This window comes from Burkholderia territorii, from assembly GCF_001718335.1.
Taxonomy (GTDB): domain Bacteria; phylum Pseudomonadota; class Gammaproteobacteria; order Burkholderiales; family Burkholderiaceae; genus Burkholderia; species Burkholderia territorii.
Map to the genome: position 1 here is coordinate 3,112,447 of NZ_CP013366.1, position 25,606 is coordinate 3,138,052.

General features: G+C 68.7%; 22 protein-coding genes. 15 read left to right on the top strand and 7 right to left on the bottom strand.

Features of this window, described 5'->3' with window-relative positions; translation table 11 throughout:
- Window positions 1-50 precede the first annotated feature (50 nt).
- The 5 genes from WS51_RS24865 (at window position 51) to WS51_RS24885 (ending at window position 5,484) form a co-directional block, all read left to right on the top strand.
- Complete coding sequence (locus tag WS51_RS24865) at window positions 51-2,117, top strand: bifunctional 2',3'-cyclic-nucleotide 2'-phosphodiesterase/3'-nucleotidase (RefSeq protein ID WP_069229891.1); 2,067 nt, start codon at window positions 51-53, stop codon at window positions 2,115-2,117.
- Between the two features lie 14 nt (window positions 2,118-2,131).
- Window positions 2,132-2,977, top strand: coding sequence for a tetratricopeptide repeat protein (locus WS51_RS24870; RefSeq protein ID WP_069229892.1), 846 nt, complete (start codon window positions 2,132-2,134; stop codon window positions 2,975-2,977).
- Between the two features lie 323 nt (window positions 2,978-3,300).
- On the top strand, window positions 3,301-4,221 hold the full coding sequence (locus tag WS51_RS24875) for a biotin--[acetyl-CoA-carboxylase] ligase (protein ID WP_059768621.1): 921 nt from the start codon (window positions 3,301-3,303) through the stop codon (window positions 4,219-4,221).
- Complete coding sequence (locus tag WS51_RS24880) at window positions 4,218-5,012, top strand: type III pantothenate kinase (RefSeq protein WP_059451550.1); 795 nt, start codon at window positions 4,218-4,220, stop codon at window positions 5,010-5,012. Before WS51_RS24875 ends, WS51_RS24880 begins: the two co-directional genes overlap by 4 nt.
- A gap of 229 nt (window positions 5,013-5,241) precedes the next feature.
- Window positions 5,242-5,484, top strand: a complete 243-nt coding sequence (locus WS51_RS24885; RefSeq protein ID WP_059451615.1) for a hypothetical protein — start codon at window positions 5,242-5,244, stop codon at window positions 5,482-5,484.
- Between the two features lie 16 nt (window positions 5,485-5,500).
- On the opposite strand, the gene rfaE2 is transcribed toward WS51_RS24885, so the two are convergent.
- The 6 genes from rfaE2 to WS51_RS24915 all read right to left on the bottom strand — a co-directional run bounded on the left by rfaE2 (window position 5,501) and on the right by WS51_RS24915 (window position 11,559).
- Window positions 5,501-5,986 carry a D-glycero-beta-D-manno-heptose 1-phosphate adenylyltransferase gene (gene rfaE2 / locus WS51_RS24890; RefSeq protein ID WP_069230039.1) on the bottom strand — a complete coding sequence of 162 codons (486 nt, stop codon included), beginning with the start codon at window positions 5,984-5,986 and terminating at the stop codon, window positions 5,501-5,503.
- 163 nt (window positions 5,987-6,149) lie between these two features.
- Window positions 6,150-7,028 (bottom strand): ferritin family protein, encoded by an 879-nt coding sequence (locus WS51_RS24895; RefSeq protein WP_059451551.1) that lies wholly within the window; start codon window positions 7,026-7,028, stop codon window positions 6,150-6,152.
- 487 nt (window positions 7,029-7,515) lie between these two features.
- Window positions 7,516-8,742, bottom strand: a complete 1,227-nt coding sequence (locus WS51_RS24900) for a patatin-like phospholipase family protein (RefSeq protein WP_059451552.1) — start codon at window positions 8,740-8,742, stop codon at window positions 7,516-7,518.
- Window positions 8,743-8,766: 24 nt separating this feature from the next.
- Window positions 8,767-9,531 carry a PhaM family polyhydroxyalkanoate granule multifunctional regulatory protein gene (locus WS51_RS24905; RefSeq protein WP_059507830.1) on the bottom strand — a complete coding sequence of 255 codons (765 nt, stop codon included), beginning with the start codon at window positions 9,529-9,531 and terminating at the stop codon, window positions 8,767-8,769.
- A gap of 79 nt (window positions 9,532-9,610) precedes the next feature.
- Window positions 9,611-10,438 (bottom strand): enoyl-CoA hydratase/isomerase family protein, encoded by an 828-nt coding sequence (locus WS51_RS24910; RefSeq protein ID WP_059544902.1) that lies wholly within the window; start codon window positions 10,436-10,438, stop codon window positions 9,611-9,613.
- 128 nt (window positions 10,439-10,566) lie between these two features.
- Window positions 10,567-11,559, bottom strand: a complete 993-nt coding sequence (locus WS51_RS24915) for a fumarylacetoacetate hydrolase family protein (protein WP_069229893.1) — start codon at window positions 11,557-11,559, stop codon at window positions 10,567-10,569.
- A 126-nt stretch (window positions 11,560-11,685) separates the two neighbouring features.
- Between WS51_RS24915 and WS51_RS24920 the strand changes: the two genes are divergently transcribed.
- From WS51_RS24920 to metH, 5 genes are all read left to right on the top strand, one after another.
- The gene (locus tag WS51_RS24920) at window positions 11,686-12,561 is read left to right on the top strand and encodes an IclR family transcriptional regulator (RefSeq protein ID WP_059507833.1); all 876 of its coding nucleotides are present in this window, start codon (window positions 11,686-11,688) and stop codon (window positions 12,559-12,561) included.
- A 117-nt stretch (window positions 12,562-12,678) separates the two neighbouring features.
- The gene (locus WS51_RS24925) at window positions 12,679-13,956 is read left to right on the top strand and encodes a DUF3108 domain-containing protein (RefSeq protein ID WP_069229894.1); all 1,278 of its coding nucleotides are present in this window, start codon (window positions 12,679-12,681) and stop codon (window positions 13,954-13,956) included.
- Window positions 13,957-14,201: 245 nt separating this feature from the next.
- Window positions 14,202-14,459 (top strand): BTH_I0359 family protein, encoded by a 258-nt coding sequence (locus WS51_RS24930; protein WP_006477667.1) that lies wholly within the window; start codon window positions 14,202-14,204, stop codon window positions 14,457-14,459.
- Between the two features lie 177 nt (window positions 14,460-14,636).
- The gene (locus WS51_RS24935) at window positions 14,637-15,704 is read left to right on the top strand and encodes a homocysteine S-methyltransferase family protein (RefSeq protein WP_059451558.1); all 1,068 of its coding nucleotides are present in this window, start codon (window positions 14,637-14,639) and stop codon (window positions 15,702-15,704) included.
- Window positions 15,705-15,747: 43 nt separating this feature from the next.
- The gene (metH, locus tag WS51_RS24940; RefSeq protein ID WP_059507835.1) at window positions 15,748-18,465 is read left to right on the top strand and encodes a methionine synthase; all 2,718 of its coding nucleotides are present in this window, start codon (window positions 15,748-15,750) and stop codon (window positions 18,463-18,465) included.
- Between the two features lie 119 nt (window positions 18,466-18,584).
- Here metH and WS51_RS24945 read toward each other — a convergent pair whose 3' ends face one another.
- Entirely contained in the window at window positions 18,585-18,908 is a 324-nt protein-coding gene (locus WS51_RS24945) for a DUF1840 domain-containing protein (protein WP_059451560.1), read from the bottom strand.
- 200 nt (window positions 18,909-19,108) lie between these two features.
- Here WS51_RS24945 and argS point away from each other — a divergent pair, with 200 nt between their 5' ends.
- The 5 genes from argS (at window position 19,109) to WS51_RS24970 (ending at window position 25,486) form a co-directional block, all read left to right on the top strand.
- The gene (gene argS / locus WS51_RS24950; protein WP_069229895.1) at window positions 19,109-20,890 is read left to right on the top strand and encodes an arginine--tRNA ligase; all 1,782 of its coding nucleotides are present in this window, start codon (window positions 19,109-19,111) and stop codon (window positions 20,888-20,890) included.
- Between the two features lie 108 nt (window positions 20,891-20,998).
- Window positions 20,999-21,886: an SPOR domain-containing protein gene (locus tag WS51_RS24955; RefSeq protein ID WP_059544896.1), complete on the top strand. Its 888-nt coding sequence runs from the start codon at window positions 20,999-21,001 to the stop codon at window positions 21,884-21,886.
- A gap of 69 nt (window positions 21,887-21,955) precedes the next feature.
- Window positions 21,956-22,597 (top strand): thiol:disulfide interchange protein DsbA/DsbL, encoded by a 642-nt coding sequence (locus tag WS51_RS24960; protein ID WP_059768603.1) that lies wholly within the window; start codon window positions 21,956-21,958, stop codon window positions 22,595-22,597.
- A 19-nt stretch (window positions 22,598-22,616) separates the two neighbouring features.
- A complete protein-coding gene (locus tag WS51_RS24965; protein WP_060130343.1) occupies window positions 22,617-23,390 on the top strand; it encodes an SDR family oxidoreductase in 774 nt (257 codons plus the stop codon).
- A 497-nt stretch (window positions 23,391-23,887) separates the two neighbouring features.
- A complete protein-coding gene (locus WS51_RS24970) occupies window positions 23,888-25,486 on the top strand; it encodes an ABC transporter substrate-binding protein (protein WP_059768600.1) in 1,599 nt (532 codons plus the stop codon).
- Window positions 25,487-25,606 lie beyond the last annotated feature (120 nt).

Here is a 25,606-nt window from a genome sequence, read left to right on the forward strand (position 1 = left end):
TTTCGCGGCGTCTCGCAATGCTCGGAACAGAACACCAAACAGGACAATCGATGCGTCTGCCCCCGCTTACCCGCCGCCGCGCGCGCACCGCCGCCGCGCTCGCCAGTCTCGCCTTCGCCCTCGCCGGTTGCGGCGGCGACGACGTCACCGCCCCCTCGTCGCAGACGCAGGCCCGGGCGCCGGCCGGCACGACGGCCACGCTCGCGCTGCTCGAAACGACCGACCTGCACACCAACGTGCTGTCGTACGACTATTTCAAGCTCGCCGCCGACAAGTCGCTCGGTTTCGAGCGCGTGTCGACGCTGATCGCGCAGGCGCGCGCGCAGTACCCGAACACGCTGCTGCTCGACAACGGCGACACGATCCAGGGCACCGCGCTGTCGGATTACCAGGCGCTCGTGAACCCGCTCGGCTGCGACCAGACGCTCGCGATCTACAAGGTGATGAACGCCGCGAAGTTCGACGGCGGCGGAATCGGCAACCACGAGTTCAACTACGGGCTGCCGTACCTGTCGCAGGTGACCGGCAACACGTTCGACGTCGACGGCCTGCCGGCCCCCGCGCAACAGAAGAAGTGCGCGGGCCCGAACTTCCCGCAGGTGCTCGCGAACGTGATCAGCGCGCGGACCAACGCGCCGCTGTTCACGCCGTACACGATCCTGACCCGCACGGTGACGGCCGTCACGCCCGACGGCAAGACCGTCAGCGCGCCGGTGAAGATCGGCATCATCGGCTTCACGCCGCCGGCGATCATGAGCTGGGACAAGCGCTGGCTCGACGGCAAGGTCTACACGACCGGCCTGAAGGAAGCGGCCGAGAAGTACATCCCGGAGATGCGCGCGAAGGGCGCCGATCTGGTCGTCGCGATCTCGCACGGCGGCCTCGACAATTCCGCGTATTCGCCGACGATGGAAAACGGCAGCTGGTGGCTGTCGAAGGTGCCCGGCATCGACGCGATGCTGATCGGCCACTCGCACCAGGTGTTCCCGGACGCGAACAGCACCGTCGCGCAGTTCAACCTGCCGGGCGTCGACAAGGCGAAGGGCACCGTCAACGGCGTGCCGACCGTGATGGCGAACTACTGGGGCAAGCATCTCGGCGTGATCAAGCTCAGCCTGAAGTTCGACGGCAACGCGTGGAGCGTCGACAAGTCGCAGACGACCGTCGAGGCGCGGCCGATCCAGAACGCCGACAAAAGCTACGTCGCCGCCGATCCGTCGGTGTCCGCCGCGATCGCCGCCGAGCACCAGGCGACGATCGACTACGTGAAGACGCCGATCGGCTCGACCGACTACCGGATGAACTCGTACTTCGCGGACGTCGGCGATCCCGGCGCGATCCAGATCGTCAACGAGGCGCAGGCCGACTACGTGAAGACCTACGTGCAGGCGAACCTGCCGCAATACGCGTCGCTGCCGGTGCTGTCGGTCAGCGCGCCGTTCAAGAGCGGCTTCGGCGGCGGCAGCGACTACACCGACGTCGCGCCCGGCGCGCTCGCGATCAACAACGCGGCCGACCTGTACCTGTATCCGAACACGGTGTACGCGGTGAAGGTGAGCGGCAGCGACGTGAAGAACTGGCTCGAGACGGCCGCGAAGCGCTTCAACACGATCGATCCGGCCAAGGCGACCGTGCAGCCGCTCGTCAGCAGCTTCCCCGGCTACAACTTCGACATGTTCACGTCCGCGGATCTCGCGTACGAGATCGACGTCACGCAGCCGGTCGGCAGCCGGATCAGGAACCTGACGTACAAGGGCGCGCCGATCGACCCGAACGCGCAGTTCATCGTCGCGACCAACAACTACCGCGCGAGCGGCGGCGGCAACTTCCCCGGCCTCGACGGCAGCAAGACGATCTTCGCGTCGCCCGACGCGAACCGCGACGTGCTGATTTCGTTCATCAAGAAGCGCGGCGCGATCACGCGCGCGGCGGACGGCGCGCAGCGCAGCTGGCGCTTCACGAAGCTCGCGAGCTCGGTCGCGCACGTGCAGTTCACGTCGGCGCCGAACCGGCTCGGCGACGCGGCGGCAGCCGGCCTGACCGGCCTCACGCAGGTCGCCGCCGACGACGGCTCGGGCAAGAACCTCGCCATCTACGAGATCGACCTCACGCAATGACCTCGAGACCCGCGATGCAACCGATCCGGACCATGCGTCCGGCCGAGACCGGCCTCGCCGGCACCGCGCGGCGCGTGCTGCGCGCAAAGCTCCCGCCCGCCGCGCTGCTCGCGGCGGCGGCCGTGACCGTCGCGGCCGTCGTCGCGGCGACCGGCTGGCGCGCCGCCGGCCCCGCGCCGAGCGCCGCGCAGCTCGACGAATGGCAGGCGATGGTCGCGCAGGCGGTCGAGCCGCACGCGCTCGCGCAGTTGCGCACGCTCGCGCGGCGCGGCTCGGGCGACGCGCAGGCGGCGCTCGGGATCGCGCTCGTCGATGCGCGCGAGCCGGGGCTGCGCGACGAGGGACGCGGCTGGCTCGAAACCGCCGCGCAGGCGGACGGCCGCACCGACACGCCGGCCGCGCGGCGTGCGCAACTGGCGCTCGGCAAGGCGCTGCTGCTCGGCAGCGGCGACATGCCGAAGGACTACGCGCGCGCCCGCATGCTGCTCGGCGAAGCGGCCGCGCAGGGCGACCCGGCCGCCGCGTATTACCTCGGGTTGATCTATCGCAGCGGTTACGGCGTCGCGGCCGATCCGGTGCGCGCCGCGCACTGGTTCGAAATCGCGTCGCGCGCGGACATCCCGGCCGCGGACTTCATGCTCGCCAACGCGTACCGCGAAGGCAGCGGCGTGCCGCGCGACGAAGCGCGCGCACTCGCGCTGTATCGTCGTGCGGCGGAACACGAGCTGCCCGAAGCCGTGCAGACGCTCGCGATGGCGTATCGCAACGGCGAGCTGGGGCTGCGGCCCGACGCGGACGAATTCCACGCGCAGTGGATCGAGACCGCGCATGCGTTGAAGCATCCGGTCGTCGCGCCGTGACGGTGCGTTGGCGGCGCCGGCGCGAATGCGGCGGCAGGGCGGCGCTTTCCGCGACGGGCATGAGTTGACGCGCCGCGCATCGATCGTCCGCAACGCGAATCGATGCGCGGCGCACCGATCCTCGTGTGTCGGCCCGCCGGGGCCTGCCCTGCATGGCAAGACGCTGCTTGCGGGCGAGATGGCGTTTGACGTTGAAAAAAACATCAACACGCCGAGCCAGATGGCGAAGTACCAGACCGCATGCCGGGCGGCCCTGCGCACGTCGGCCGCCCGGCATGCGCGCCGCCCGTCACGCACTGTCCCCTGTCGCTACAATAGGCGCCATGAACGCCCCCACCTCCTCCGACACGCCCGATTCCGGCGACGCGCACATCGCGCGCAACCGGCTCGAGGCACACCTGGACGCCGGCCCGCGTGCGTGGCCGCTCGACATCGTCGCCGCCACCGGCTCGACCAATGCCGACATCGCGACGCGCCTGAAGGCGCTGCCGCGCACCGCGAACGCGCTGCCCGCACCGCTCGTGCGCGTCGCGTTCGAGCAGACGGCGGGCCGCGGCCGGCAAGGTCGGCCCTGGTTCGCGCAGCCCGGCAACGCGTTGCTGTGCTCGGTCGGCTGCATCGTGCCCCGCTCCGTCGATGCGCTCGGCGGCCTCAGCATCGCGATCGGCGTCGCGCTCGCGGAAGGGCTCGCCACGCTGCCGCTCGACGCCCGCGCGCGCGTCGCGCTCAAGTGGCCGAACGACCTGCTGCTGACGACCATCGACGACGGCGCGCCGCGCATCGTCGGCAAGCTCGCCGGGATCCTGATCGAAACCGTCTGGACCACCGCCGACGCGACGGCCGTCGTGATCGGCTTCGGCATCAACGTGCGCGGCGCGCAAGCCGTTGCCGCGCAGGTCGATGCGCTGCGCGCGCGCGAAGCGACGCTCGCGAGCGGGCTGCCGCCGGCCGCGTTGTCGGCCGCCTGCGCGTCGGCGAACCTCACGGACACGCTCGCCGCGGCGCTGAACGCGCTCACGCCCGCACTCGCGCAGTTCGGCACCGACGGGCTCGCGCCGTTCCTGCCGCGCTGGCACGCGCTGCACGCGTACGCGGGACGCGAAGTCGTGCTGCTCGAACAGGGCGTCGAACGCGTGCGCGGCATCGCCACCGGCATCGACGCGACCGGCCAGCTGCTGCTCGACACGCCGGACGGCATCCAGGCAATCGCAGCCGGCGACGTATCGCTGCGCGAAGCGCAATGAACGCACCGCATCTGCTGATCGACGCCGGCAACAGCCGGATCAAGTGGGCGCTTGCCGACGCGCAGCGCACGCTCGTCGACACCGGCGCGTTCGGCCATACGCGCGACGGCGGTGCCGATCCCGACTGGTCGGCTCTGCCGCGTCCGCGTGGCGCCTGGATCTCGAACGTCGCGGGCGCCGACGTGGCCGCGCGGCTCGATGCGTTGCTCGATGCCCGCTGGCCGGGCCTCGCGCGCACGACGATCCGCTCGCGGCCCGCACAATGCGGCGTGACGAACGGCTACACGACGCCCGAGCAGCTCGGCAGCGATCGCTGGGCCGGCCTGATCGGCGCACGGGCGGCGTTTCCGGGCGAGCATCTGCTGATCGCGACCTTCGGCACGGCGACGACGCTCGAAGCGCTGCGCGCGGACGGCCGCTTCACCGGCGGGCTGATCGCGCCCGGCTGGGCACTGATGATGCGCGCGCTCGGCACGCACACCGCGCAGCTGCCGACGCTCACGACCGACATCGCGAGCGGGCTGCTCGCGGGCGCGCAGGCCGAGCCGTTCCAGGTCGATACGCCGCGCTCGCTGTCGGCGGGCTGCCTGTACGCGCAGGCGGGGCTGATCGAGCGCGCATGGCGCGAGCTCGCCGATGCATGGCAGGCGCCCGTGCGGCTCGTGCTGGCGGGCGGCGCGGCGGACGACGTCGCGCGCGCGCTGACGCTGCCGCATACGCGGCACGACGCGCTGATCCTGTCCGGGCTTGCGTTGATCGCGGCGGAGGCGGCGGCGGAGGCGCGAAATTGACGGAAACCGGCCGGCATCGCGCCGGCCGCATCGACGGATGCCCGGCTGCGGGCATCGTCACGGTGAAGATGGGAAATGGGCGCCGGCGTTTGCGCCGACGCGGACAGCTGGCCGCATCGGCATGCGGCCTGGCCGATGCGTACGATCGCCCGCGGCAACGCCCGCGCGTGCGATGCAGCCGGCCCGACTGAACAACTGAACGACCGAACAACGACGAGGAGTGTCGACGATGCTGCGCTGGCTGATCGCTGTTCTCATTCTCGCGAACCTGCTTGCGTTCGTCGCGGTGCGCGGCGTGTTCGGGCCGCTGCCGGCGGCCGGCCCGCGCGAACCGGGCGTGCTGTCGCGGCAGGTGCGGCCCGATGCGTTGCATGCGATGCCGCTCGCGCAAGAGAGCGATCAGCCGGTGATCGGCGGCCCGATCGGCGCGCCGGCCGTGACGGCCGAGCCGCTCGCGGCATCCGCGCCCTGACGGCGCTACACCCGCATCACGACTGCTGCGCGCGCACCTTCTTCAGCAGCGCGGTGGTCGAGCGGTCGTGCTCGAACGGAATCGCGAGCGCCCGCCCGCCCCAGCCGCGCACGATGGCCGATTCCGGCAGCGCGTCCATGTCGTAGTCGCCGCCCTTCACGAGAATGTCCGGACGGACGGCCTCGATCAGCAACACCGGCGTCTTTTCCTCGAATTTCACGACCCAGTCGACGCTTTCCAGCGCGGCGAGCAGCGCCATCCGGTCTTCCTCGCGGTTGATCGGACGGTCGTCGCCCTTGCCGAGCATGCGCACCGACGCATCGCTGTTCACGCCGACGATCAGGCACGCGCCGAGCGCCTTCGCATCGGCGAGGTACGTGACGTGGCCACGATGCAGGATGTCGAACACGCCGTTCGTGAACACGACGGGCGAAGGCAGCGAAGCGCGCAGGGCAACCAGGGCATCGCGGGTGATCAGCTTGCGTTCGAAGGTAGCGGACATGATGAATTTCGGATGGCGTGAGCGGCGCGCGGTGCACATCGCAACGGAACACGGCGGCGCCAGATAAAAAGCCCGCCGGACGGCCGGGCGGGCTTCATGCGGAACGACACTGCGGCGACTCGCGGCCGGCGGCGCTTCACGCCGGCTGCGATGCCGTGCGGCCTCAGGCCGGTTGCGCGGCCGACGACGGGCCGCTTTCGGACTGCAGGCGCCCGGTGACTTCCTTGCGGTAGCGGTTCAGCTCCTGCGCGGTCGCGAACGTGCGCTCGAACAGGATCGACAGGTTGTGCAGGATTCGCTCGACGACCTTCTTCTCCCACTCGCCGTCGAAGCGGATCTGCTCGTCGAGCCAGCGCTCGAGCCACTCCGGATCGGGCAGGCGCGACTGCACGGTGTCGCGCGGGAACAGCGCCTGGTTCACGTGCAGGTTGGTCGGGTGCAGCGGCTTCTCGGTGCGGCGCGCCGACGCCATCAGCACGCCGATCTTCGCGAACGCCGCGCGCGCGACGTCGCCGCAATTGTTCAGCGCCTTCTTCATGTAGCGCAGGTATGCGCCGCCATGGCGCGCTTCATCGCGCGAGATCGTTTCGTAGATGTGCTTGATGACCGGCTCGGTGTGCCAGTCGGCCGCGCAGCGATACCAGTGGTTCAGGCGAATCTCGCCGCAGAAGTGCAGCATCAGCGTCTCGAGCGGCGGCGCCGGATCGAACTCGAAGCGCACCGCGTGCAGCTCTTCCTCGGTCGGCACCATTTCGGGCCGGAAGCGACGCAGGTATTCCATCAGCACGAGCGAATGCTTCTGCTCCTCGAAGAACCACACGCTCATGAACGCGGAAAAGTCGCTGTCGTGCTGGTTGTCGCGCAGGAACATTTCCGTCGCGGGCAGCGCCGACCATTCGGTGATCGCGTTCATCTTGATCGTCTTCGCCTGCTCGTCGGTGAGCAACGAAGCGTCGAACTTGTCCCACGGAATGTCCTTTTCCATGTCCCAGCGGACAGCTTCGAGCGACCTGTAAAGTTCCGGATAAAGCATGGTGTTCATGATGGTCCCACCCCTGTTCTGCGCAATGCGACTTCTCTAAACGTGACTGTTGCCGCGCCGGCGCACAAGCGCGCCTTTTGCAGCCAAGACTCTAATTTTACGCGTGTATCCCGCCCCCGGACGCAGTTTCCGCTTCCGGCAGCCGGGCGGCCGCGCCGCGTTGAAGCACGGCGGCCCCGCTCCGCTCGAACGGAACCGGCCGCGCGTGCCTGATGTGGGGGGCCGGCGCAAGCCGGCTCGGTGGCGAGCCCGCCCGGCGCCACGCGGTCCCCGACGGGTTCCCGTGCGACCGCCGGACCGGCGGGCTGCTCGATATGGTGTATACGGCGGCGGCCATGATAGCACGCGTGCATGACGGTTCCGAGACGCTGAACCGGTCGCGCGCCGCCAGCAGCGGTGCGGCGATCGGTCGCGGGGCAGCCGTCGCGAAAATGCAACCGATATGTAAGCTTCGGGCGCCTGGCGCGCTCTGCGCGCGTCATGGGCGTCAGACCCGTATTTCGCCGCTTGCGCGACCGCCCGCCGGCGACGTGCCGGATGGCGGCGCGCTGCCGCCGTCGGCCCCGGCGATCCAGTCCGCCAGCGTGTCGCGCTGCGCGCGCCCGTCGCGATAGCCCAGCTCGATCAGCTCGCGCGTGAAGGCTTCCTCGAACAGCAGGTAGCTCGCGAACGACGCGCCGGCCGGCTGGCTGCCGCCGATCGCGCCGAGCAGCCCGCGCATCGTGGCCGGCATCTGCTTCAGGTGTTTCGCGGCGATCAGCTCGATGCGCTCGGACGGCGCGATCGCGAGCACGTCGACGTGCCGCCAGCCGCTGTCCACTTCGACCTGGTGCGGCAAGTGCTCGATCATCCGGTTGATGTGTTCGATGCGCTCGATGTCCGAGCCGATCGAGTCGAGAAACACGCTCGCGAGCACCTGCTGGCCGATCTGCGCGAGCGTCGGGTAGCCGCGCACCCGCCCCGAGCCGTTCGCGGCCGGGATCTCGGGCCGCGGGTCGGCCGCGCCGACGACGACGATCCGGTTCGCGCCGAAGTGGATCGCCGGCGACAGCGGCGCGACCTGCCGGATCGAGCCGTCGCCGAAATATTCGACCTGGCCGTCGAGCACGAGCGGCACGGCGGGAAACACGAACGGAATGGCCGACGACGCAAGCAGGTGCGACGCCGACAGATCGACGAGCCGCGCGGTGCGCTGCGCGCGCCGCCAGGCCTGGATCGGCTCGGCAGCCTGGTAGAAGGTCAGGTGCCGGCCGCTCGAATAGCTGAGCGCCGTCACCGAGAGCGCGTGCAGCAGCCGGCTCTCGAGCATCTGCTCGATCCGGTGAAAGCTCAGCTCGCGCTGCAGCAGGTGGGCGAGCGGCGCGTTGTCGAGCAACCCGCGCGGGGAGCGGCGCGCCGCCCAGCCGAAGGTCATCGTCGCGAGCCAGCGTGCGCCCGCCGCCGCGATGCCGAGCCAGTCGGTGCGATACACGTAGTCCGCGCGCAGCGGCTCCCAGAATTCCAGCAGCCGCCGCACGCCGTGCGAAAAATCGTCCGCGTGGCTCGCGATCGAAGTTGCATTGATCGCGCCGGCCGACGAGCCGCAGACGACCGTGAACGGCACCGTGTGCCGGTTCGGATCGGCCTCGCGCGCGATCTCGGCCAGCGCCTTCAGCACGCCGACCTGGTAGGCGGCACGTGCGCCGCCTCCCATCAGCACGAGCGCGAGCCGCATGATCGACCTGCTATCCGGTGCGCGTCACGTCGAGCGCTTCGGCGGACGCGTTTCGGGCGACGACGCGGCCGCCGCGCGCGCCGCGGCCGAGCCGGCCGGCTTCGCGCGCTTCGCGGCCGGCTTGCGCGGCGCGGCGGCGGCCGGTGCGGGCGGCTCCGCCCGCGCCGTCGATGCGGCCTGCCCGGACGGCGCAGCGCCCGACGCGTCGGGTTGCGCGCCCGGCTGCGCCATCGCGAGGCTCGCGAGCTGGTTGAACTGCGCCTGCAGCAGGTTCCACCAGCCGGCCGGGTCGAATGCCTGCTGCGCGGCGTCGCCTGCCGGCGGTGCGTCGGGCGCGGCAGCGGCATCCGGCGCCTGCGGCGCATCGGCGCGCGGCACATCGGCGCGCGGCGCGGACGCCGCTTGCGCGGCCGCGACCGCGGCGTCCTCGGCCGCCGACATCGAGCTTTGCGCGAACGCGCCGAACGCGCGCAGCGTCGCGAGCGTCGCGCGCTGTACCTCAAGCGCCTGGATCGCGGACTGCAGCATCCCGAGATTGAGCTTGAGCCACTGCTCGACTGCGCGCAGGTCGGTGATCCGCTTGTCGAGCTCCTCGACGCTCGTGAGCGGCGCCATCATGTCGGACATGCTCGACAGCGACGGTGGCAGCCCCGATGCGGCGCCGGGAAACGACGCCATCCCGCCGAACGGCGACATCCGCATCATGTCCCACATCCGGTCGAGCATGTCGGCAGGCTTGAAACCGGCAAAGCCGGCGAAAGGATTGGAGCCGGAGGCATCGGTCGTCATACGGGCATCCTGGTTGACTGGGTGGGCGATGCGGCCGGCGTGAGTCGCGCGGCCGCCGTTGATCCGATCATAGCGCGCGTCAGAACGGTGCGTCGCCGCGGAAGTCGGGGGCGCGCCGCTCGCGCAGCGAGCGGATGCCTTCCTGCACGTCGGGCCCCGAGAAGCCCATGAACTCGAGCGCGAGCGACGTATCGAAGGCCGGCCCGGCGCTGCGCAGCCAGTTGTTCAGCGCGTACTTGGTCCAGCGGATCGCCGATTGCGACCCGTGCGCGAGCCTCTCCGCGACCTCGTACGCCTTCGGCAGCAGGTCGGCCGGCTCGACCGCGAGCGACACGAGGCCGATCCGCTCGGCCTCCTCGCCGCTCACCGGTTCGCACAGCAGCAGGTAATACTTCGCCTTCGCCATCCCGCACAACAGCGGCCACACGATCGCCGCGTGATCGCCGGCCGCGACGCCGAGCCGCGTATGACCGTCGATGATGCGCGCATCCTTCGCGGCGATCGAGATATCGGCGAGCAGGCCGGCGACGAGCCCCGCGCCCACGGCCGGCCCGTGCATCGCGGACACGATCGGCTTGCTGCAGTTGATCACGTTGTAGACGAGGTCGCGTGCCTCGCGCCACACGCGGGCGCGCACGTCGAAGTCGTTCGCCATCGCCTCGACGAGCGCGAGATCGCCGCCCGCCGAAAAGCCCTTGCCCTCGCCGCGGATCACCGCGACGCGCGTGTCGGGATCACGATCGACGTCGCGCCAGATGTCGGCGAGCTCGCGATGCATGCGTTCGTTCGCGGTCGCGAGCCCGCTGCGGTTCGCGCCCTCGCCGCTCATCACGATGTCGAGCACGCCATGCTCGCGGCGCGTCACCTTCAATGCTTCGTAAGCGCCGTATGCGGCGAGATCGGCCATGCGCAGCTCCAGGATCGTTGAAATGCATTCGACGTTTGAAACGCCTGAATCGAGTGTAGCCAAGCCCGCGCGGCCAAACATCGGGCGAAACCCGGCGCGCGGGCCGCGGCCGGGCTTCGCGCCGGCGTTCAGGCCGCGCCGTCGGGCGGCGCGACGGCCTGCTCGATCGCGCCGAAGATCGACTTGCCGGCCGCGTCGAACATCTCGATGCGCACGGTGTCGCCGTAGCGCATGAATTCGGTCTGCGGCGCGCCGTGCTCGATCGTCTCGAGGCAGCGCTTCTCGGCGATGCAGCAATAGCCGCGCTTCGCGTCCTTGTTCGACACCGTGCCCGAGCCGATGATCGAGCCGGCACGCAGGTTGCGCGTCTTCGCCGCGTGCGCGATCAGCTGGCCGAAGTGGAAGACCATGTCGGTGCCCGCATCGGGCTGGCCAACCTTCTTGCCGTTCCAGTGGACGATCATCGGCCGATGCACGCGGCCCTCGCGCCATTCGTCGCCGAGTTCGTCGAGCGTGACCGCGACCGGCGCGAACGCGGTGGCGGGCTTGCTCTGGAAGAAACCGAAGCCCTTCGCGAGCTCCGCCGGAATCAGGTTGCGCAGCGACACGTCATTCACGAGCGTGACGAGCCGCACGGCCTTCAGCGCGTCGTCGGGCGATGCGCTCATCGGCACGTCGCCGGTGATCACCGCCACTTCGGCCTCGAAATCGATGCCCCACTCCTCGGACAGGCACACGATGTCGTCGCGCGCGCCGAGGAAATCGTCGCTGCCGCCCTGGTACATCAACGGATCGGTCCAGAACTCGGGCGGCATCTCGGCACCGCGCGCGCGGCGCACGAGCTCGACGTGATTCACGTAGGCGGACCCGTCGGCCCACTGGAACGCGCGCGGCAGCGGCGCCATGCAGTTCGCCGGGTCGAACGCGAACGCGTTGCGGGCGCGGCCGTGGTTCAGCGCGTCGTACAGGTCGCGCAGTTGCGGCGCGTAGAACGCCCAGTCGTCGAGGACGCGCTGCAGCGTCGGTGCGATCGCATCGGCGATCGCCGCGGTGTGCAGGTCGCGCGACACGACGATCAGCTGGCCGTCGCGCGTGCCGTCCTTCAGCGATGCAAGTTTCATGGGGTATCTGCCGTTGTAGTGACGATGGAGGGAATCTATTTTACGATGGTGAATCCGTGCGGCGCGCCACGATCGTGCACGCCGCTTTCGTCCCGACCCTTGCCGCCTTGTCGCGCCCCGTTGCCCATGCCCGCCAGCCCGCTTCCCGACGACGATCTCGCCGATTCCGACACCGACGACACCGGCTCCGGCGAGCACGGCGAAGGCGGCGAGAAGGTTCGCTCCGGCATCCAGTCGATCGAAGTCGGCTTCCGCCTGCTCGACGTGCTGACGAGCGAGCCGCGCGCGATGATGCTGCGCGATCTCGCGCAGCGCGCGGGCATGAGCCCCGCGAAGGCGCATCGCTACCTGGTCAGCTTCTCGCGGCTCGGCGTCGTGTCGCAGGATCCCGTGTCGGGCCGCTACGAACTCGGCGGCTTCGCGCTGCAGATGGGCCTCGCGCGGCTCGCACGCGTGGACGGCGTGAAGCTCGCGCGGATCGCGCTGACCGAACTGCGCGACCGCGTCGACCAGACGGTCGGCATCGCGGTGTGGGGCAATCAAGGGCCGACGATCGTGCACTGGATGGAGTCGAGCCATCCGGCGAAGGCGTCGCTGAAGCTCGGCGACGTGATGCCGCTGCTCGGCTCTGCGACGGGCTTGTTGTTCGCCGCGTATCTGCCGCGCAGCAAGACCGCGGCGATGCTCGAACGCGAGCTCGCCGATACGCGCCGCTCGCCGCATCACGGCGGGCCGCGCACGCTCGACGAGGTCGAGGCGGTGCTCGCCGACGTGCGCGCGCATCAGGCCGCGCGCGTCGAAGGGATGCTGCTGCCGACGATCCATGCGTTCTGCATGCCGGTGTTCGATGCGGTCGGCGAACTCGCGCTCGCGATCGTCGCGCTCGGCCAGGAAGGCACATTCGACATCGCGTGGGGCGGCGAGATCGACACCGCGCTGCGCGCGTGCGCGCAGAAACTGTCTTACGAACTCGGCTATAGTCCGGACGCACGCGACGCCTGATACGCGACGCGTGCGACACCGGCGCGATGTATCGCGAACGCGCGGCGCATCCGGCGGTCCGAACGCTGTGACGCGCGCCATGCGCCACGACCGCCTCAACCCTGCTCCGTTTCGCCGATGCCGCCTGCCGACACCCGTCCTCGCCACGCCCTGCCCCGCCACTGGCTGCGCGTGGGCGTCGCGCTCGTCGTCGTGCTGGTGCTGCACGCGCTCGCAGCGTTGTGGCTGACGCACAGCCGCGACGCGTTCACGCCGCCCGCGCCCGCCGAGATACCGGTGCAGATCGAACTGCTCAAGCCGCAGCCGATCGAGCGCGCACCCGCGCCGAAGCCGGCCGAACCACCCGCCAAACAACCGGCCAAGCCGGCCGCGGCCGCACCGAAGCCCGCGGCAAAGCCCGCGCCGGCGCCCGAGCCGGTTCTCACGTCGACGCAGACGGACGAACGCGGCGAACCGCCGCAGGCCGCGTCCGCAGCCTCCGCCGCGAGCGGCGCGGCAGGCGCATCCGGCACGCACGCGGCATCGGCGGGCGATGCCGGCGGTGCCGCGACGCCGGGCCCCGCGACGAGCGGCGTGAAGTTCGCGGCGCCGCCGCCCGGCGACCTTCAGTACGACACGTTCTACAACGGGATGCAGAACATGATCGGCACGATCCACTGGCGCACCGACGGCCGCACCTACGACCTGTCGGTGTCCATGCCCGTGCCGTTCGTCGGCCCGTTCAGCTATCGCAGCGAAGGCCGCATCGACGCATTCGGCATCGCGCCCGACCGCTATGTCGAAAAGCGCGGCAAGCGCCCCGAGGACATCGCGATCTTCAACCGCGAGATCCACCAGGTCGTGTTCACGCGCACGCCGAACAACGCACCGCTGCCCGACGGCGTGCAGGACCGCTTCAGCATGCTGATGCAATTGTCGGGGCTCGTGCGCGGCAATCCGTCCGCGTACAAGCCGGGCGTCACGCAGCAGTTCTTCGTGATCGACAACAACAGCGGCGAGACCTGGCCGATCACGGTGATCGGCGACGAAGACGTGCAGACGCAGGCCGGCAGCGTCCGCGCCCGCCACTTCATGCGGCTGCCGCGCCGCGACGGCGACACGCGCCGCATCGACATGTGGCTCGCGCCGTCGCTCGGCTGGCTGCCCACGCGGCTCGTACAATCAGAGCCGAACGGCGCGCAGATCGAGCTGCTGTGGCACGGCCCGCTCGCGCCGCCGGGCGCGCCTGCCGTTGGCGCGACACAACGCGCGACGAGCGAGGACGCAACGAACGCGCCTGCCGGCGTACCGGCCTCCGCACCGGCCGCGGAGCCTGCACAATCCGCGCCGCCGCCCGCCGGACAGGCGCCCGCGCCGGCGGCTGCACCGCCGGCATCGTCGCCGGCCGCGCCGTGACGATCGCTCGATCGGCAATTTCGACCGATTAAAGGTCTGGCCGAAATGGCCGATGACACTCTTTAACAACTATTTCAGTGCACGGGATCACAATAAGAAACGTTTGAGAGATATCGGCTTCTAACCCGATACACCCCACGCAAAAGGGAGAACGGGGTGTGCAGCGCAAGCCCCTTGAAACCGGCAAGGTCTGCCCCACCTACAGGACAACAAGGCCAGATGCCACTGCGAAGAGGAGTGCCGCCATGCAAATGATCTACAACAGCCCCAACTACTGCGTCGTCGAATTCGCGCCGCAGGCCGGCCACCATCTGATGAATGCCGGCGGATACGAAATCGTCGACAAGAACGCGCAGCGCGAGATCTTCATCGACGGCGAGCTCGCCGAGCGATTCCGCGCACACGTGAAGCAACTGATCGAGGATGAGCCGTCGCTCGACGAAGTGGACGAATTCCTCGGACAGTTCGACAGCCTGATGATGATGCCCGTCGTCCTGCACTGACGACCCGCGGCCCGGCGCATTGCCGGGCCGTTCGCCGCGTTCGGGCGGCGCCGCGAGCACTCCGATCCAAGCCCCCGTCCGGTTCGCCGGGCGGGGGTTTTCGTTTGGTGCGGGCCGGGCGGCGCCCCGGCGCACCGGCTACAATGACGGTTTTTCCGTCTTCGCCGCCCTTCCGCCATGTCCGCGACTCCTCTCGCCGCTTCCGCCCCGCTCGACGCGCGCTACACGCGCGGCGCCGACCTGCCCGCGCTGCTGAAATCGCGCATCCTGATCCTCGACGGCGCGATGGGCACGATGATCCAGCGCTACAAGCTCGACGAGGCCGCATATCGCGGCGAGCGTTTCAAGGATTTCCCGCGCGACATCAAGGGCAACAACGAGCTGCTGTCGCTCACGCAGCCGCAGATCATCAGCGAGATCCACGACCAGTACTTCGCGGCCGGCGCGGACATCGTCGAAACCAACACGTTCGGCGCGACGACGGTCGCGCAGGCCGACTACGGGATGGAAGACCTCGTCGTCGAGATGAACGTCGAATCGGCGCGGCTCGCGCGCGCATCGGCCGAGCGCCATGCGACGCCCGGCAAGCCGCGCTTCGTCGCCGGCGCGATCGGGCCGACGCCGAAGACGGCGAGCATCTCGCCGGACGTCAACGACCCGGGCGCGCGCAACGTCACGTTCGACGAGCTGCGCGACGCGTATTACCAGCAGGCGAAGGCGCTGCTCGACGGCGGCGTCGACCTGTTCCTCGTCGAGACGATCTTCGACACGCTGAACGCAAAGGCCGCGCTCTTCGCGCTCGACGAGCTGTTCGAGAACACCGGCGAGCGCCTGCCGATCATGATCTCGGGCACCGTGACCGACGCGTCGGGCCGCATCCTGTCGGGCCAGACGGTCGAGGCGTTCTGGAATTCGCTGCGCCACGCGAAGCCGCTCACGTTCGGCCTGAACTGCGCGCTCGGCGCGGCGCTGATGCGCCCGTACATCGCCGAGCTCGCGAAGCTGTGCGACACCTACGTGTCGTGCTATCCGAACGCCGGCCTGCCGAACCCGATGAGCGACACCGGCTTCGACGAGACGCCGGACGTCACGTCGGGCCTCTTGAAGGAATTCGCGCAGGCCGGGCTCGTGAATCTCGCGGGCGGCTGCTGCGGCACGACGCCCGAGCACATCGCCGAGATCGCGAAGGCGCTCGCCGACGTGAAACCGCGCCGCTGGCCGAGCCAGTACAGCGACGCTGCCTGACCCGAACGCATCAACGCCCTACCTCACAAGAATTCGCACCGCCATGACCGATCACATGATGCGCCTTGCCGGCCTCGAGCCGTTCAACGTCACGTCCGGGACGCTCTTCATCAACGTCGGTGAACGCACCAACGTCACCGGCTCGAAGGCCTTCGCGCGAATGATCCTCAACGGCCAGTTCGACGAGGCGCTCGCCGTCGCGCGCCAGCAGGTCGAGAACGGCGCGCAGGTGATCGACATCAACATGGACGAGGCGATGCTCGACTCGAAGGCGGCGATGGTGCGCTTCCTGAACCTGATCGCATCCGAGCCGGACATCGCGCGCGTGCCGATCATGATCGACTCGTCGAAGTGGGAAGTGATCGAAGCGGGCCTCAAGTGCGTGCAGGGCAAGGCGATCGTGAACTCGATCTCGCTGAAGGAAGGCGAGGACGCGTTCCGCCACCACGCGAACCTGATCCGCCGCTACGGCGCTGCCGCGGTCGTGATGGCGTTCGACGAGAAAGGCCAGGCCGACACGTACGAGCGCAAGATCGAAATCTGCAAACGCTCGTACGACTTCCTCGTGAACGAAGTCGGCTTCCCGCCGGAAGACATCATCTTCGACCCGAACATCTTCGCGGTCGCGACCGGCATCGAGGAGCACAACAACTACGCGGTCGACTTCATCGAGGCGACCCGCTGGATCAAGCAGAACCTGCCGTACGCGAAGGTGAGCGGCGGCGTGTCGAACGTCTCGTTCTCGTTCCGCGGCAACGACCCGGTGCGCGAGGCGATCCACACCGTGTTCCTGTACCACGCGATCCAGGCGGGCATGGACATGGGCATCGTGAACGCGGGCCAGCTCGGCGTGTACGCCGATCTCGACCCGGAGCTGCGCGAGCGCGTGGAGGACGTGATCCTGAACCGCCGCGACGATTCCACCGACCGCCTGCTCGAGATCGCCGACAAGTTCAAGACGGGCGCCGCGAAGAAGGAAGAGAACCTCGAGTGGCGCAACCAGCCGGTCGAGAAGCGCCTCGCGCATGCGCTCGTGCACGGCATCACGAACTTCATCGTCGAAGATACGGAAGAAGCGCGCGCGGCCATCGCCGCGGCCGGCGGCCGCCCGATCAACGTGATCGAAGGCCCGCTGATGGACGGCATGAACATCGTCGGCGACCTGTTCGGCCAGGGCAAGATGTTCCTGCCGCAGGTCGTGAAGTCCGCGCGCGTGATGAAGCAGGCGGTCGCGCACCTGATTCCGTTCATCGAGGAAGAGAAGCGGCTGCTCGCGGAAGCGGGCGGCGACGTGCGCGCGAAGGGCAAGATCGTCATCGCGACCGTGAAGGGCGACGTGCACGACATCGGCAAGAACATCGTGTCGGTCGTGCTCCAGTGCAACAACTTCGAAGTGGTCAACATGGGCGTGATGGTCCCGTGCAACGAGATCCTCGCGAAGGCGAAGGTCGAGGGCGCGGACATCATCGGGCTGTCGGGCCTCATCACGCCGAGCCTCGAGGAAATGGCGTACGTCGCGTCCGAGATGCAGCGCGACGACTATTTCCGCGTGAAGAAGATTCCGCTCCTGATCGGCGGCGCGACGACCTCGCGCGTGCACACGGCCGTGAAGATCGCGCCGCACTACGAAGGCCCGGTCGTCTACGTGCCGGACGCTTCACGCTCGGTGTCGGTCGCGTCGAACCTGCTGTCGGACGAAGGCGCGGCGAAGTATCTCGACGAACTGAAGTCCGATTACGAACGCATTCGCGACCAGCACGCGAACCGCAAGGCACAGCCGATGGTCACGCTCGCCGAAGCGCGCGCGAACAAGACGAAGATCGACTGGGCGGGCTACCGGCCCGTGAAGCCGAAGTTCATCGGCCGCCGCGTGTTCAGGAACTACGACCTGAACGAGCTCGCGAACTACATCGACTGGGGCCCCTTCTTCCAGACCTGGGACCTCGCGGGCCCGTACCCGGCGATCCTGAACGACGAGATCGTCGGCGAATCGGCGCGGCGCGTGTTCTCCGACGCGAAGTCGATGCTCGCGCGCCTGATCCAGGGCCGCTGGCTCACCGCGAACGGCGTGATCTCGCTGCTGCCGGCGAACACGGTCAACGACGACGACATCGAGATCTACACCGACGAGTCGCGCTCGGAAGTGCTGATGACCTGGCGCAACCTGCGCCAGCAGAGCGTGCGTCCGGTGGTCGACGGCGTGATGCGCCCGAACCGCTCGCTCGCCGACTTCATCGCGCCGAAGGAATCGGGCGTGGCCGACTACATCGGGATGTTCGCGGTGACGGCCGGCCTCGGCGTCGACGTGAAGGAAAAGCAGTTCGAAGCCGACCACGACGACTACAGCGCGATCATGCTGAAGGCGCTCGCCGACCGCTTCGCGGAAGCGTTCGCCGAGGCGATGCACGCGCGCGTGCGGCGCGAATTGTGGGGCTATGCGAGCGGCGAGACGCTCGACAACGATGCGCTGATCGCCGAAAAGTACGCGGGCATCCGCCCGGCACCCGGCTACCCGGCGTGCCCCGACCATCTGGTGAAGCGCGACATGTTCGCCGCGCTGCATGCGGACGAGATCGGCATGAGCGTGACCGATTCGCTCGCGATGCTGCCGGCGGCCAGCGTGTCGGGTTTCTATCTCGCGCATCCCGACAGCACGTATTTCTCGGTCGGGAAAATCGGTCAGGATCAGCTCGAGGATTACGCGCAGCGCATGGCCCTGTCGCTCGACGACGCGCGCCGCGCACTCGCGCCGCAGCTCTGAGCGACACGCGTCCGGGGCGGTCTCGCCGCCTTTTGATCAGACGAATAAAAAGCCCGCATCGCGCGGGCTTTTTCTTGCCTGACCCATCCTGCGGTCGGTATCGGCCGGGGCAACGAAGCTCAGAAGCCCCAGTGCACGTCGGCCTCGGCAGCCTTCGCTTCGCGCAGCATCGCGAGGAACGGCGCCACGCGCTGCGCCAGGCTCGGGGGCACTTCGTGGTGCGCGTGATCGGCTTCGTCCTCGTGGAAATGGCCGGCGTGCTCGGCGCGCTCCTGCTTCGCCTGCGCGACCGCGCCCTCCAGCTTCGCAATCGCGTGGTCCAGTTCGTCGTGCGTAATGACACCGCGTTCGCCCAGCTGCTTGCCGACGAGGCCCAGCACGTATACGGCGAAATCCTTCAGCACGTCGAGATCCTGTGCCGCCTTGCTCTTGAACGTAATCATGACAATTCCCTTTTCATCTTGTTGTGCCTGCGCGGCGCGGTTGGGGCACGCCGGCTGGCCGGCGTCCGGCCTCGCGGACGCGGGGCGCCTGAGCGGCATATTAGCACCTGTTAAAATTCTGCGATCCCTGAAACGCGCGCTTAAAAAGCGCGCCGGCCGGCCGGCGTTTCCGGCCGCCACCAACGAAGCCTTCTACCAGCATGCTGCCAGCTCACAAACAGACCCTCGAAGCCCTGCTCGCGGATAGCGTCACGCAGGTCGCACACGCGCTGAAAGGCGCCGACGCGGCATTCGTCACCCCGGCCATCACGCTGGAGCGCCCGAAGGTCGCCGCGCACGGCGACGTCGCGTGCAACGTCGCGATGCAGCTCGCCAAGCCGCTCGGCACGAACCCGCGCCAGCTCGCCGAGAAGATCGTCGCCGCGCTCACGGCCCAGCCGGCCGCGCAAGGGCTCGTCGACGCGGCCGAAATCGCCGGCCCCGGCTTCATCAACCTGCGCATGACGGCCGCCGCGAAACAGGCGGTGATCGCCGCGGTGTTCGAGCAGGGCCGCGCGTTCGGCACGTCGGATCGCGAGAAGGGCAAGCAGGTGCTGCTCGAATTCGTGTCGGCCAACCCGACCGGCCCGCTGCACGTCGGCCACGGCCGCCAGGCGGCGCTCGGCGACGTGCTCGCGAACGTGATCGCGAGCCAGGGCTACGCGGTGCATCGCGAGTTCTACTACAACGACGCCGGCGTGCAGATCGGCAACCTCGCGATCTCGACGCAGGCGCGCGCGCGCGGCCTGAAGCCGGGCGACGCGGGCTGGCCGGAAGCCGCGTACAACGGCGAATACATCGCCGACATCGCGCGCGACTACCTGAACCGCGAGACGGTGGCCGCGAAGGACGGCGAGCCGGTCACCGGCGCCGGCGACATCGACGATCTCGACGCGATCCGCAAGTTCGCGGTCGCATACCTGCGTCACGAGCAGGACATGGACCTGCAGGCGTTCGGCGTGAAATTCGACCAGTACTACCTCGAGTCGTCGCTGTACAGCGAAGGCCGGGTCGAGAAGACGGTCGACGCGCTGATCAAGGCCGGCATGACCTACGAGCAGGACGGCGCGCTGTGGCTGCGCACGACCGACGAAGGCGACGACAAGGATCGCGTGATGCGCAAGACGGACGGCACGTACACGTACTTCGTGCCGGACGTTGCCTACCACGTGACGAAATGGGAGCGCGGCTTCACGAAGGTCATCAACATCCAGGGCTCCGATCACCACGGCACGATCGCGCGCGTGCGCGCGGGCCTGCAGGGCCTGCACATCGGCATCCCGAAGGGCTATCCCGACTACGTGCTGCACAAGATGGTCACCGTGATGCGCGACGGCCAGGAAGTGAAGCTGTCCAAGCGCGCGGGCAGCTACGTGACGGTGCGCGACCTGATCGAATGGTCGGGCGGCGCGGCACCGGGCCAGGAAGCGGCACCCGACCTGATCGACGAGGCCACCATCACGCGCGGCCGCGACGCGGTGCGTTTCTTCCTGATCTCCCGCAAGGCCGACACCGAATTCGTGTTCGACATCGACCTCGCGCTGAAACAGAACGACGAGAACCCGGTCTATTACGTCCAGTACGCGCATGCGCGGATCTGCTCGGTGCTCAACGAACTGAAGTCGCGCTACAACGTCGAGGTCGCGCAACTGCCGGGCGCCGACCTGTCGCAGCTCACGAGCCCGCAGGCCGTGTCGCTGATGCAGAAGCTCGCCGAGTATCCGGACATGCTCACGCACGCGGCGAACGAACTGGCGCCGCACGCGGTCGCGTTCTACCTGCGCGATCTCGCTGGTGAATTCCACTCGTTCTACAATGCGGAGCGCGTGCTGGTGGACGACGAAGCACCGCGCAATGCGCGCGCCGCGCTGCTCGCCGCGACCCGGCAGGTGCTGGAGAACGGTCTGGCGATGCTCGGCGTGTCCGCGCCCGCCAAGATGTAAGCGGCCCCGAACCGGGCTGCGAATGGCCGCGGCAGCGCCCGTCGCCGGATGCCCGGCGCCGGGTGCCCGCCGGCCTCTTCACGATTCTTTTTGCAGGTGACTCAAGCAATGGCACAACCACGCCGCACTTCGAAGCAATCGAAACAAACCGGAGGGACATTTCTGGGAATCGTGCTGGGCCTGATCGTCGGCCTCGCGATCGCCGTGGTCGTGGCGCTCTACATCACGCGCTCGCCGTCGCCGTTCGTGTCGAAGGTCGCGCCGCCGCCGGCCGACAACGGCGCGAGCCAGCCGCAGCAGTTCGACCCGAACCGCGCGCTGCAGGGCAAGACGCCCGGCCAGCCGGTGCCGCAGGCCGCGCAGCCCGCGCCGCCCAACACCGCGCCGGGCCAGGCCGCGAACCAGACCCAGGGCGGCCTGCTGCCCGAGCCGCAGATCGTCGAAGTGCCGCCGTCGGGCAGCTCGAACGGCACGACCGGCTCGAGCAACACCACCGCGTCGAACAATGCGTCGTCGGGCAACGGCGTCGCGGTCGCGCCGAAGCCGGCCGACAACCCGCCGCCGAAGAAGACGCAGCAGGCGCAGCAACAGCAGCAAGGCGGCGAGGACGACCTCGCGCGCTTCGCCGCGCAGAAGCAGGCGCAGCAGGCTGCCGCGCAGAAGCAGCAGCAACAGCAACTGGCCGCGAACACGCCGAAGCCGGCGCCGTCCGCGACATCCTCCGCGGCAGCGAAGCCGCCGACCGCGAACGACGCGAACACCGGCTACTTCCTGCAGGTCGGCGCGTACAAGACGGAAGGCGACGCCGAGCAGCAGCGCGCGCGCCTGGGCTTCCAGGGCTTCGAGTCGAAGGTGTCGAAGCGCGATGTCAGCGGCGTGACCTATTTCCGCGTGCGCGTCGGCCCGTTCTCGAAGTTCGAGGATATGAACTCGGCCCGTCAGCGCCTGTCCGATGCAGGTGTCGACACGGCGGTGATCCGTTTCACGAAGCAGTAAGCACCCGGCCGCGCCCACGCAGAACCCGTTACGTTTCGTAACCCGAGCAACTGATTCGACGTCCACAACATGAAAAAACTGCTTAGCACGCTCCTTCTGTCCCTTGGCCTGGCCGCAGCCGGCTTCGCCCAGGCAACGCCTGCCGCACAGGTGTCCAGCAAGGACTTCGAGGTGATGAAGTCGCCGCAGCCGGTGTCCGCGCCGGCCGGCAAGGTCGAGGTCATCGAGTTCTTCTGGTACGGCTGCCCGCACTGCTACGAATTCGAGCCGACGATCGAGGCCTGGGTGAAGAAGCAGGGCAACAACATCGACTTCAAGCGCGTGCCGGTCGCGTTCCGCGACGATTTCGTCCCGCACTCGAAACTGTTCTATGCGGTGTCGGCGCTCGGCATCTCGGAGAAGGTCACGCCCGCGATCTTCAATGCGATCCACAAGCAGAAGAACTACCTGCTGACGCCGCAGGCGCAGGCCGACTTCCTGGCGACGCAAGGCGTCGACAAGAAGCAGTTCATGGACGCGTACAACTCGTTCAGCGTGCAGGGCCAGGTGAAGCAGTCGGCCGAGCTGCTGAAGAACTACGCGATCGACGGCGTGCCGACGGTCGTCGTCCAGGGCAAGTACAAGACGGGCCCGGCTTACACGAACAGCATCCCGGGTACCGCGCAGGTGCTCGATTACCTCGTGAAGCAGGTCCAGGACAAGAAGCTCTGATCCCCGCGTGCGCGCCGGCATGACTACTCCGCTGAAGGTCTTCATCACCGGCGCGTCGAGCGGCCTCGGCCTCGCGATGGCCGAGGAATACGCCCGCCAGGGCGCCACGCTCGCACTCGTCGCGCGCCGCACCGAGGCCCTCGATGCGTTCGCGCGACGCTTTCCCAAGCTTTCCGTCTCCGTCTATCGCGCCGACGTACGCGATGCCGACGCGCTCGCCACGGCCGCCGCGTCGTTCATCGCCGCGCACGGCTGCCCCGACGTCGTGATCGCGAACGCCGGCATCAGCCAGGGCGCCGTCACCGGACAAGGCGACCTCGCCGCGTTCCGCGACGTGATGGACATCAATTACTACGGGATGGTCGCGACGTTCGAGCCGTTCGTCGGGCCGATGACCGCCGCGCGCCACGGCACGCTGGTCGGCGTCGCGAGCGTCGCCGGCGTGCGCGGCCTGCCCGGTTCCGGCGCGTACAGCGCGTCCAAATCGGCCGCGATCAAGTATCTCGAGGCGCTGCGCGTCGAGCTCCGCCCGGCCGGCGTCGGTGTCGTGACGATCGCGCCCGGCTACATCCGCACGCCGATGACCGCGCACAACCCGTACCGGATGCCGTTCCTGATGGACGCCGACCGCTTCGCGGCCCGCGCCGCGCGGGCGATCGCCCGGCAGCACGCGTTTCGCGTGATTCCGTGGCAGATGGGCGTCGTCGCGAAGGTGCTGCACGTGCTGCCGCGCTGGCTGTACGATCGCCTGTTCGAAAAGGCGCCGCGCAAGCCGAAGGCCGGCGTGCACTGAGCGCATCGGGCGTCCTGCGGGTTCGTCGCGACGCTTGCGCCGGGCCGGTGGGGCATCGCGGTTTGATGGCCACGTGGCGGGCGGTGCTCTTCGCGTTCTCGGCGTTCTCGGCCTTCTTCCGCTTCCCCCGCTTCCCCCGCTTCCCCCGCTTCCCCCGCTTCCCCCGCTTCCCGCGCTTCCCCCGCTTCCCCCGCTTCCTCCGCTTCAGTCGATCCAACGAATTCGCGGCGATTCAACTCGATCTGCGCTCCCCCACCATCGCCACGACCGCCCGCCGTTCGCCGCCGCGCCCGCCGCGTCTCTCCGCCGCCTCGCCGCCCCAACATGCATTCCGTCGCGAACGCAGCCTTTTTTCGCTCAATTCATCGGTTCCGGCGCCTTTTTTCACGCGCCGCACGCTTTGCCGGTATGCTATTCGCCAGCCGCGCCGGCCTGCCGTCAGGCCGCGCCCGCATTCCGACACCCGGCAAAAAATCACAAGTCACATGGGAGAACCTATGCAGGTCAAGCTGTTCGCCGCGGCCGCGCTCGCCGTCGCCACCCTCGCCGCTCCCGGCTTCGCGGCCGCCAAGCCGCTCACCGTCTGCACGGAATCGAGCCCGGACGGCTTCGACGTCGTGCAGTACAACTCGCTCGTCACGACCAACGCATCGGCAGACGTGATCTTCAACACGCTCGTGTCGTACGACGAAGCCGCGAAGAAAGTCGTGCCCGCGCTCGCCGACAAATGGGAAGCCAGCGCCGACGGCCTCACGTACACGTTCCACCTGCGCCCGAACGTCGCGTTCCAGACCACCGACTACTTCAAGCCGAGCCGCCCGCTGAACGCGGACGACGTCGTGTTCACGTTCTCGCGGATGCTCGACGACGCGAACCCGTGGCACAAGGTGGCCGGCGCGAGCGGCTTCCCGCACGCGCAGTCGATGGGCCTCGTGAAGCTCGTGAAGTCGGTCACGAAGGTCGACGACGGCACGGTGAAGTTCGTGCTGAACGAGCCGAACGCGACGTTCGTGCCGATCCTGACGATGGGCTTCGCGTCGATCTACTCGGCCGAATATGCGGACCAGCTGCTCAAGGCCGGCAAGCAGGCCGACCTGAACGCGAAGCCGGTCGGCACCGGCCCGTTCGTTCTGAAGAGCTACACGAAGGATGCGCTGATCCGCTACGACGTGAATCCGGCCTACTGGGGCGCGAAGCCGAAGGTCGACCGCCTGATCTACGCGATCACGCCCGATCCGTCGGTGCGCATGCAGAAGGTGAAGGCCGGCGAATGCCAGATCGCGCTGTCGCCGAAGCCGCAGGACGTGCTCGCCGCGAAGGGCGAGAGCGCGCTGAAGGTCGTGCAGACGCCCGCGTTCATGACCGCGTTCGTCGCGCTGAACACGCAGAAGAAGCCGCTCGACAACGACAAGGTGCGCGAGGCGCTGAACCTCGCGTTCGATCGCGCGACCTACCTGAAGGTCGTGTTCGACAACACGGCGACGGCCGCGAACAATCCGTATCCGCCGAACACGTGGAGCTACGCGAAGGACGTGACGCCGTATGCGTACGATCCCGCGAAGGCGAAGCAGTTGCTGGCGCAGGCCGGTTTCCCGAACGGCTTCTCGACGACGATCTGGACGCGCCCGACGGGCAGCGTGCTGAACCCGAACCCGAAGGCCGGCGCGGAGCTGCTGCAGGCCGACCTCGCGAAGATCGGCGTGAAGGCCGAGGTGAAGGTGATCGAATGGGGCGAGCTGATCAAGCAGGCGAAGCTCGGCCAGCATGACATGCTGTTCATGGGCTGGGCCGGCGACAACGGCGATCCGGACAACTATCTGTCGCCGCTGTTCAGCTGCAACGCGGTGAAATCGGGCATCAACTTCGCGCGCTTCTGCGACGCGCAGCTCGACAAGCTGATCGCCGACGGCAAGTCGACCGCCGACCAGGCCCGGCGCGCGAAGCTGTACGAATCCGCGCAGAAGATCATCCACGACCAGGCGCTGTGGATTCCGCTCGGCTACCCGACCGCGGCCGCGCTCACGCGCGCGAACGTGAGCGGCTATCGCGTCAGCCCGTTCGGCCGCCAGAACTTCGCGGCGGTCACGGTGCAGTAACCGCGCGTGGCGCGCAGGCGACGGTGCGCTCGCCCGTCGCTTGCGGCCCGCGCGCCGCGCTTGCTACACTGCGCGCTCATTCCTCATACCGGACGCCAGCCAAAGTGAACAACTAAGCCT

Bases quoted from the DNA above. Each gene is read 5' to 3' on its own strand.
- WS51_RS24865 (WP_069229891.1), top strand. From the start codon at position 51: ATGCGTCTGCCCCCGCTTACCCGCCGCCGCGCGCGCACCGCCGCCGCG.
- WS51_RS24870 (WP_069229892.1), top strand. From the start codon at position 2,132: ATGCAACCGATCCGGACCATGCGTCCGGCCGAGACCGGCCTCGCCGGC.
- WS51_RS24875 (WP_059768621.1), top strand. From the start codon at position 3,301: ATGAACGCCCCCACCTCCTCCGACACGCCCGATTCCGGCGACGCGCAC.
- WS51_RS24880 (WP_059451550.1), top strand. From the start codon at position 4,218: ATGAACGCACCGCATCTGCTGATCGACGCCGGCAACAGCCGGATCAAG.
- WS51_RS24885 (WP_059451615.1), top strand. From the start codon at position 5,242: ATGCTGCGCTGGCTGATCGCTGTTCTCATTCTCGCGAACCTGCTTGCG.
- rfaE2 (WP_069230039.1), bottom strand. From the start codon at position 5,986: ATGTCCGCTACCTTCGAACGCAAGCTGATCACCCGCGATGCCCTGGTT.
- WS51_RS24895 (WP_059451551.1), bottom strand. From the start codon at position 7,028: ATGAACACCATGCTTTATCCGGAACTTTACAGGTCGCTCGAAGCTGTC.
- WS51_RS24900 (WP_059451552.1), bottom strand. From the start codon at position 8,742: ATGCGGCTCGCGCTCGTGCTGATGGGAGGCGGCGCACGTGCCGCCTAC.
- WS51_RS24905 (WP_059507830.1), bottom strand. From the start codon at position 9,531: ATGACGACCGATGCCTCCGGCTCCAATCCTTTCGCCGGCTTTGCCGGT.
- WS51_RS24910 (WP_059544902.1), bottom strand. From the start codon at position 10,438: ATGGCCGATCTCGCCGCATACGGCGCTTACGAAGCATTGAAGGTGACG.
- WS51_RS24915 (WP_069229893.1), bottom strand. From the start codon at position 11,559: ATGAAACTTGCATCGCTGAAGGACGGCACGCGCGACGGCCAGCTGATC.
- WS51_RS24920 (WP_059507833.1), top strand. From the start codon at position 11,686: ATGCCCGCCAGCCCGCTTCCCGACGACGATCTCGCCGATTCCGACACC.
- WS51_RS24925 (WP_069229894.1), top strand. From the start codon at position 12,679: ATGCCGCCTGCCGACACCCGTCCTCGCCACGCCCTGCCCCGCCACTGG.
- WS51_RS24930 (WP_006477667.1), top strand. From the start codon at position 14,202: ATGCAAATGATCTACAACAGCCCCAACTACTGCGTCGTCGAATTCGCG.
- WS51_RS24935 (WP_059451558.1), top strand. From the start codon at position 14,637: ATGTCCGCGACTCCTCTCGCCGCTTCCGCCCCGCTCGACGCGCGCTAC.
- metH (WP_059507835.1), top strand. From the start codon at position 15,748: ATGACCGATCACATGATGCGCCTTGCCGGCCTCGAGCCGTTCAACGTC.
- WS51_RS24945 (WP_059451560.1), bottom strand. From the start codon at position 18,908: ATGATTACGTTCAAGAGCAAGGCGGCACAGGATCTCGACGTGCTGAAG.
- argS (WP_069229895.1), top strand. From the start codon at position 19,109: ATGCTGCCAGCTCACAAACAGACCCTCGAAGCCCTGCTCGCGGATAGC.
- WS51_RS24955 (WP_059544896.1), top strand. From the start codon at position 20,999: ATGGCACAACCACGCCGCACTTCGAAGCAATCGAAACAAACCGGAGGG.
- WS51_RS24960 (WP_059768603.1), top strand. From the start codon at position 21,956: ATGAAAAAACTGCTTAGCACGCTCCTTCTGTCCCTTGGCCTGGCCGCA.
- WS51_RS24965 (WP_060130343.1), top strand. From the start codon at position 22,617: ATGACTACTCCGCTGAAGGTCTTCATCACCGGCGCGTCGAGCGGCCTC.
- WS51_RS24970 (WP_059768600.1), top strand. From the start codon at position 23,888: ATGCAGGTCAAGCTGTTCGCCGCGGCCGCGCTCGCCGTCGCCACCCTC.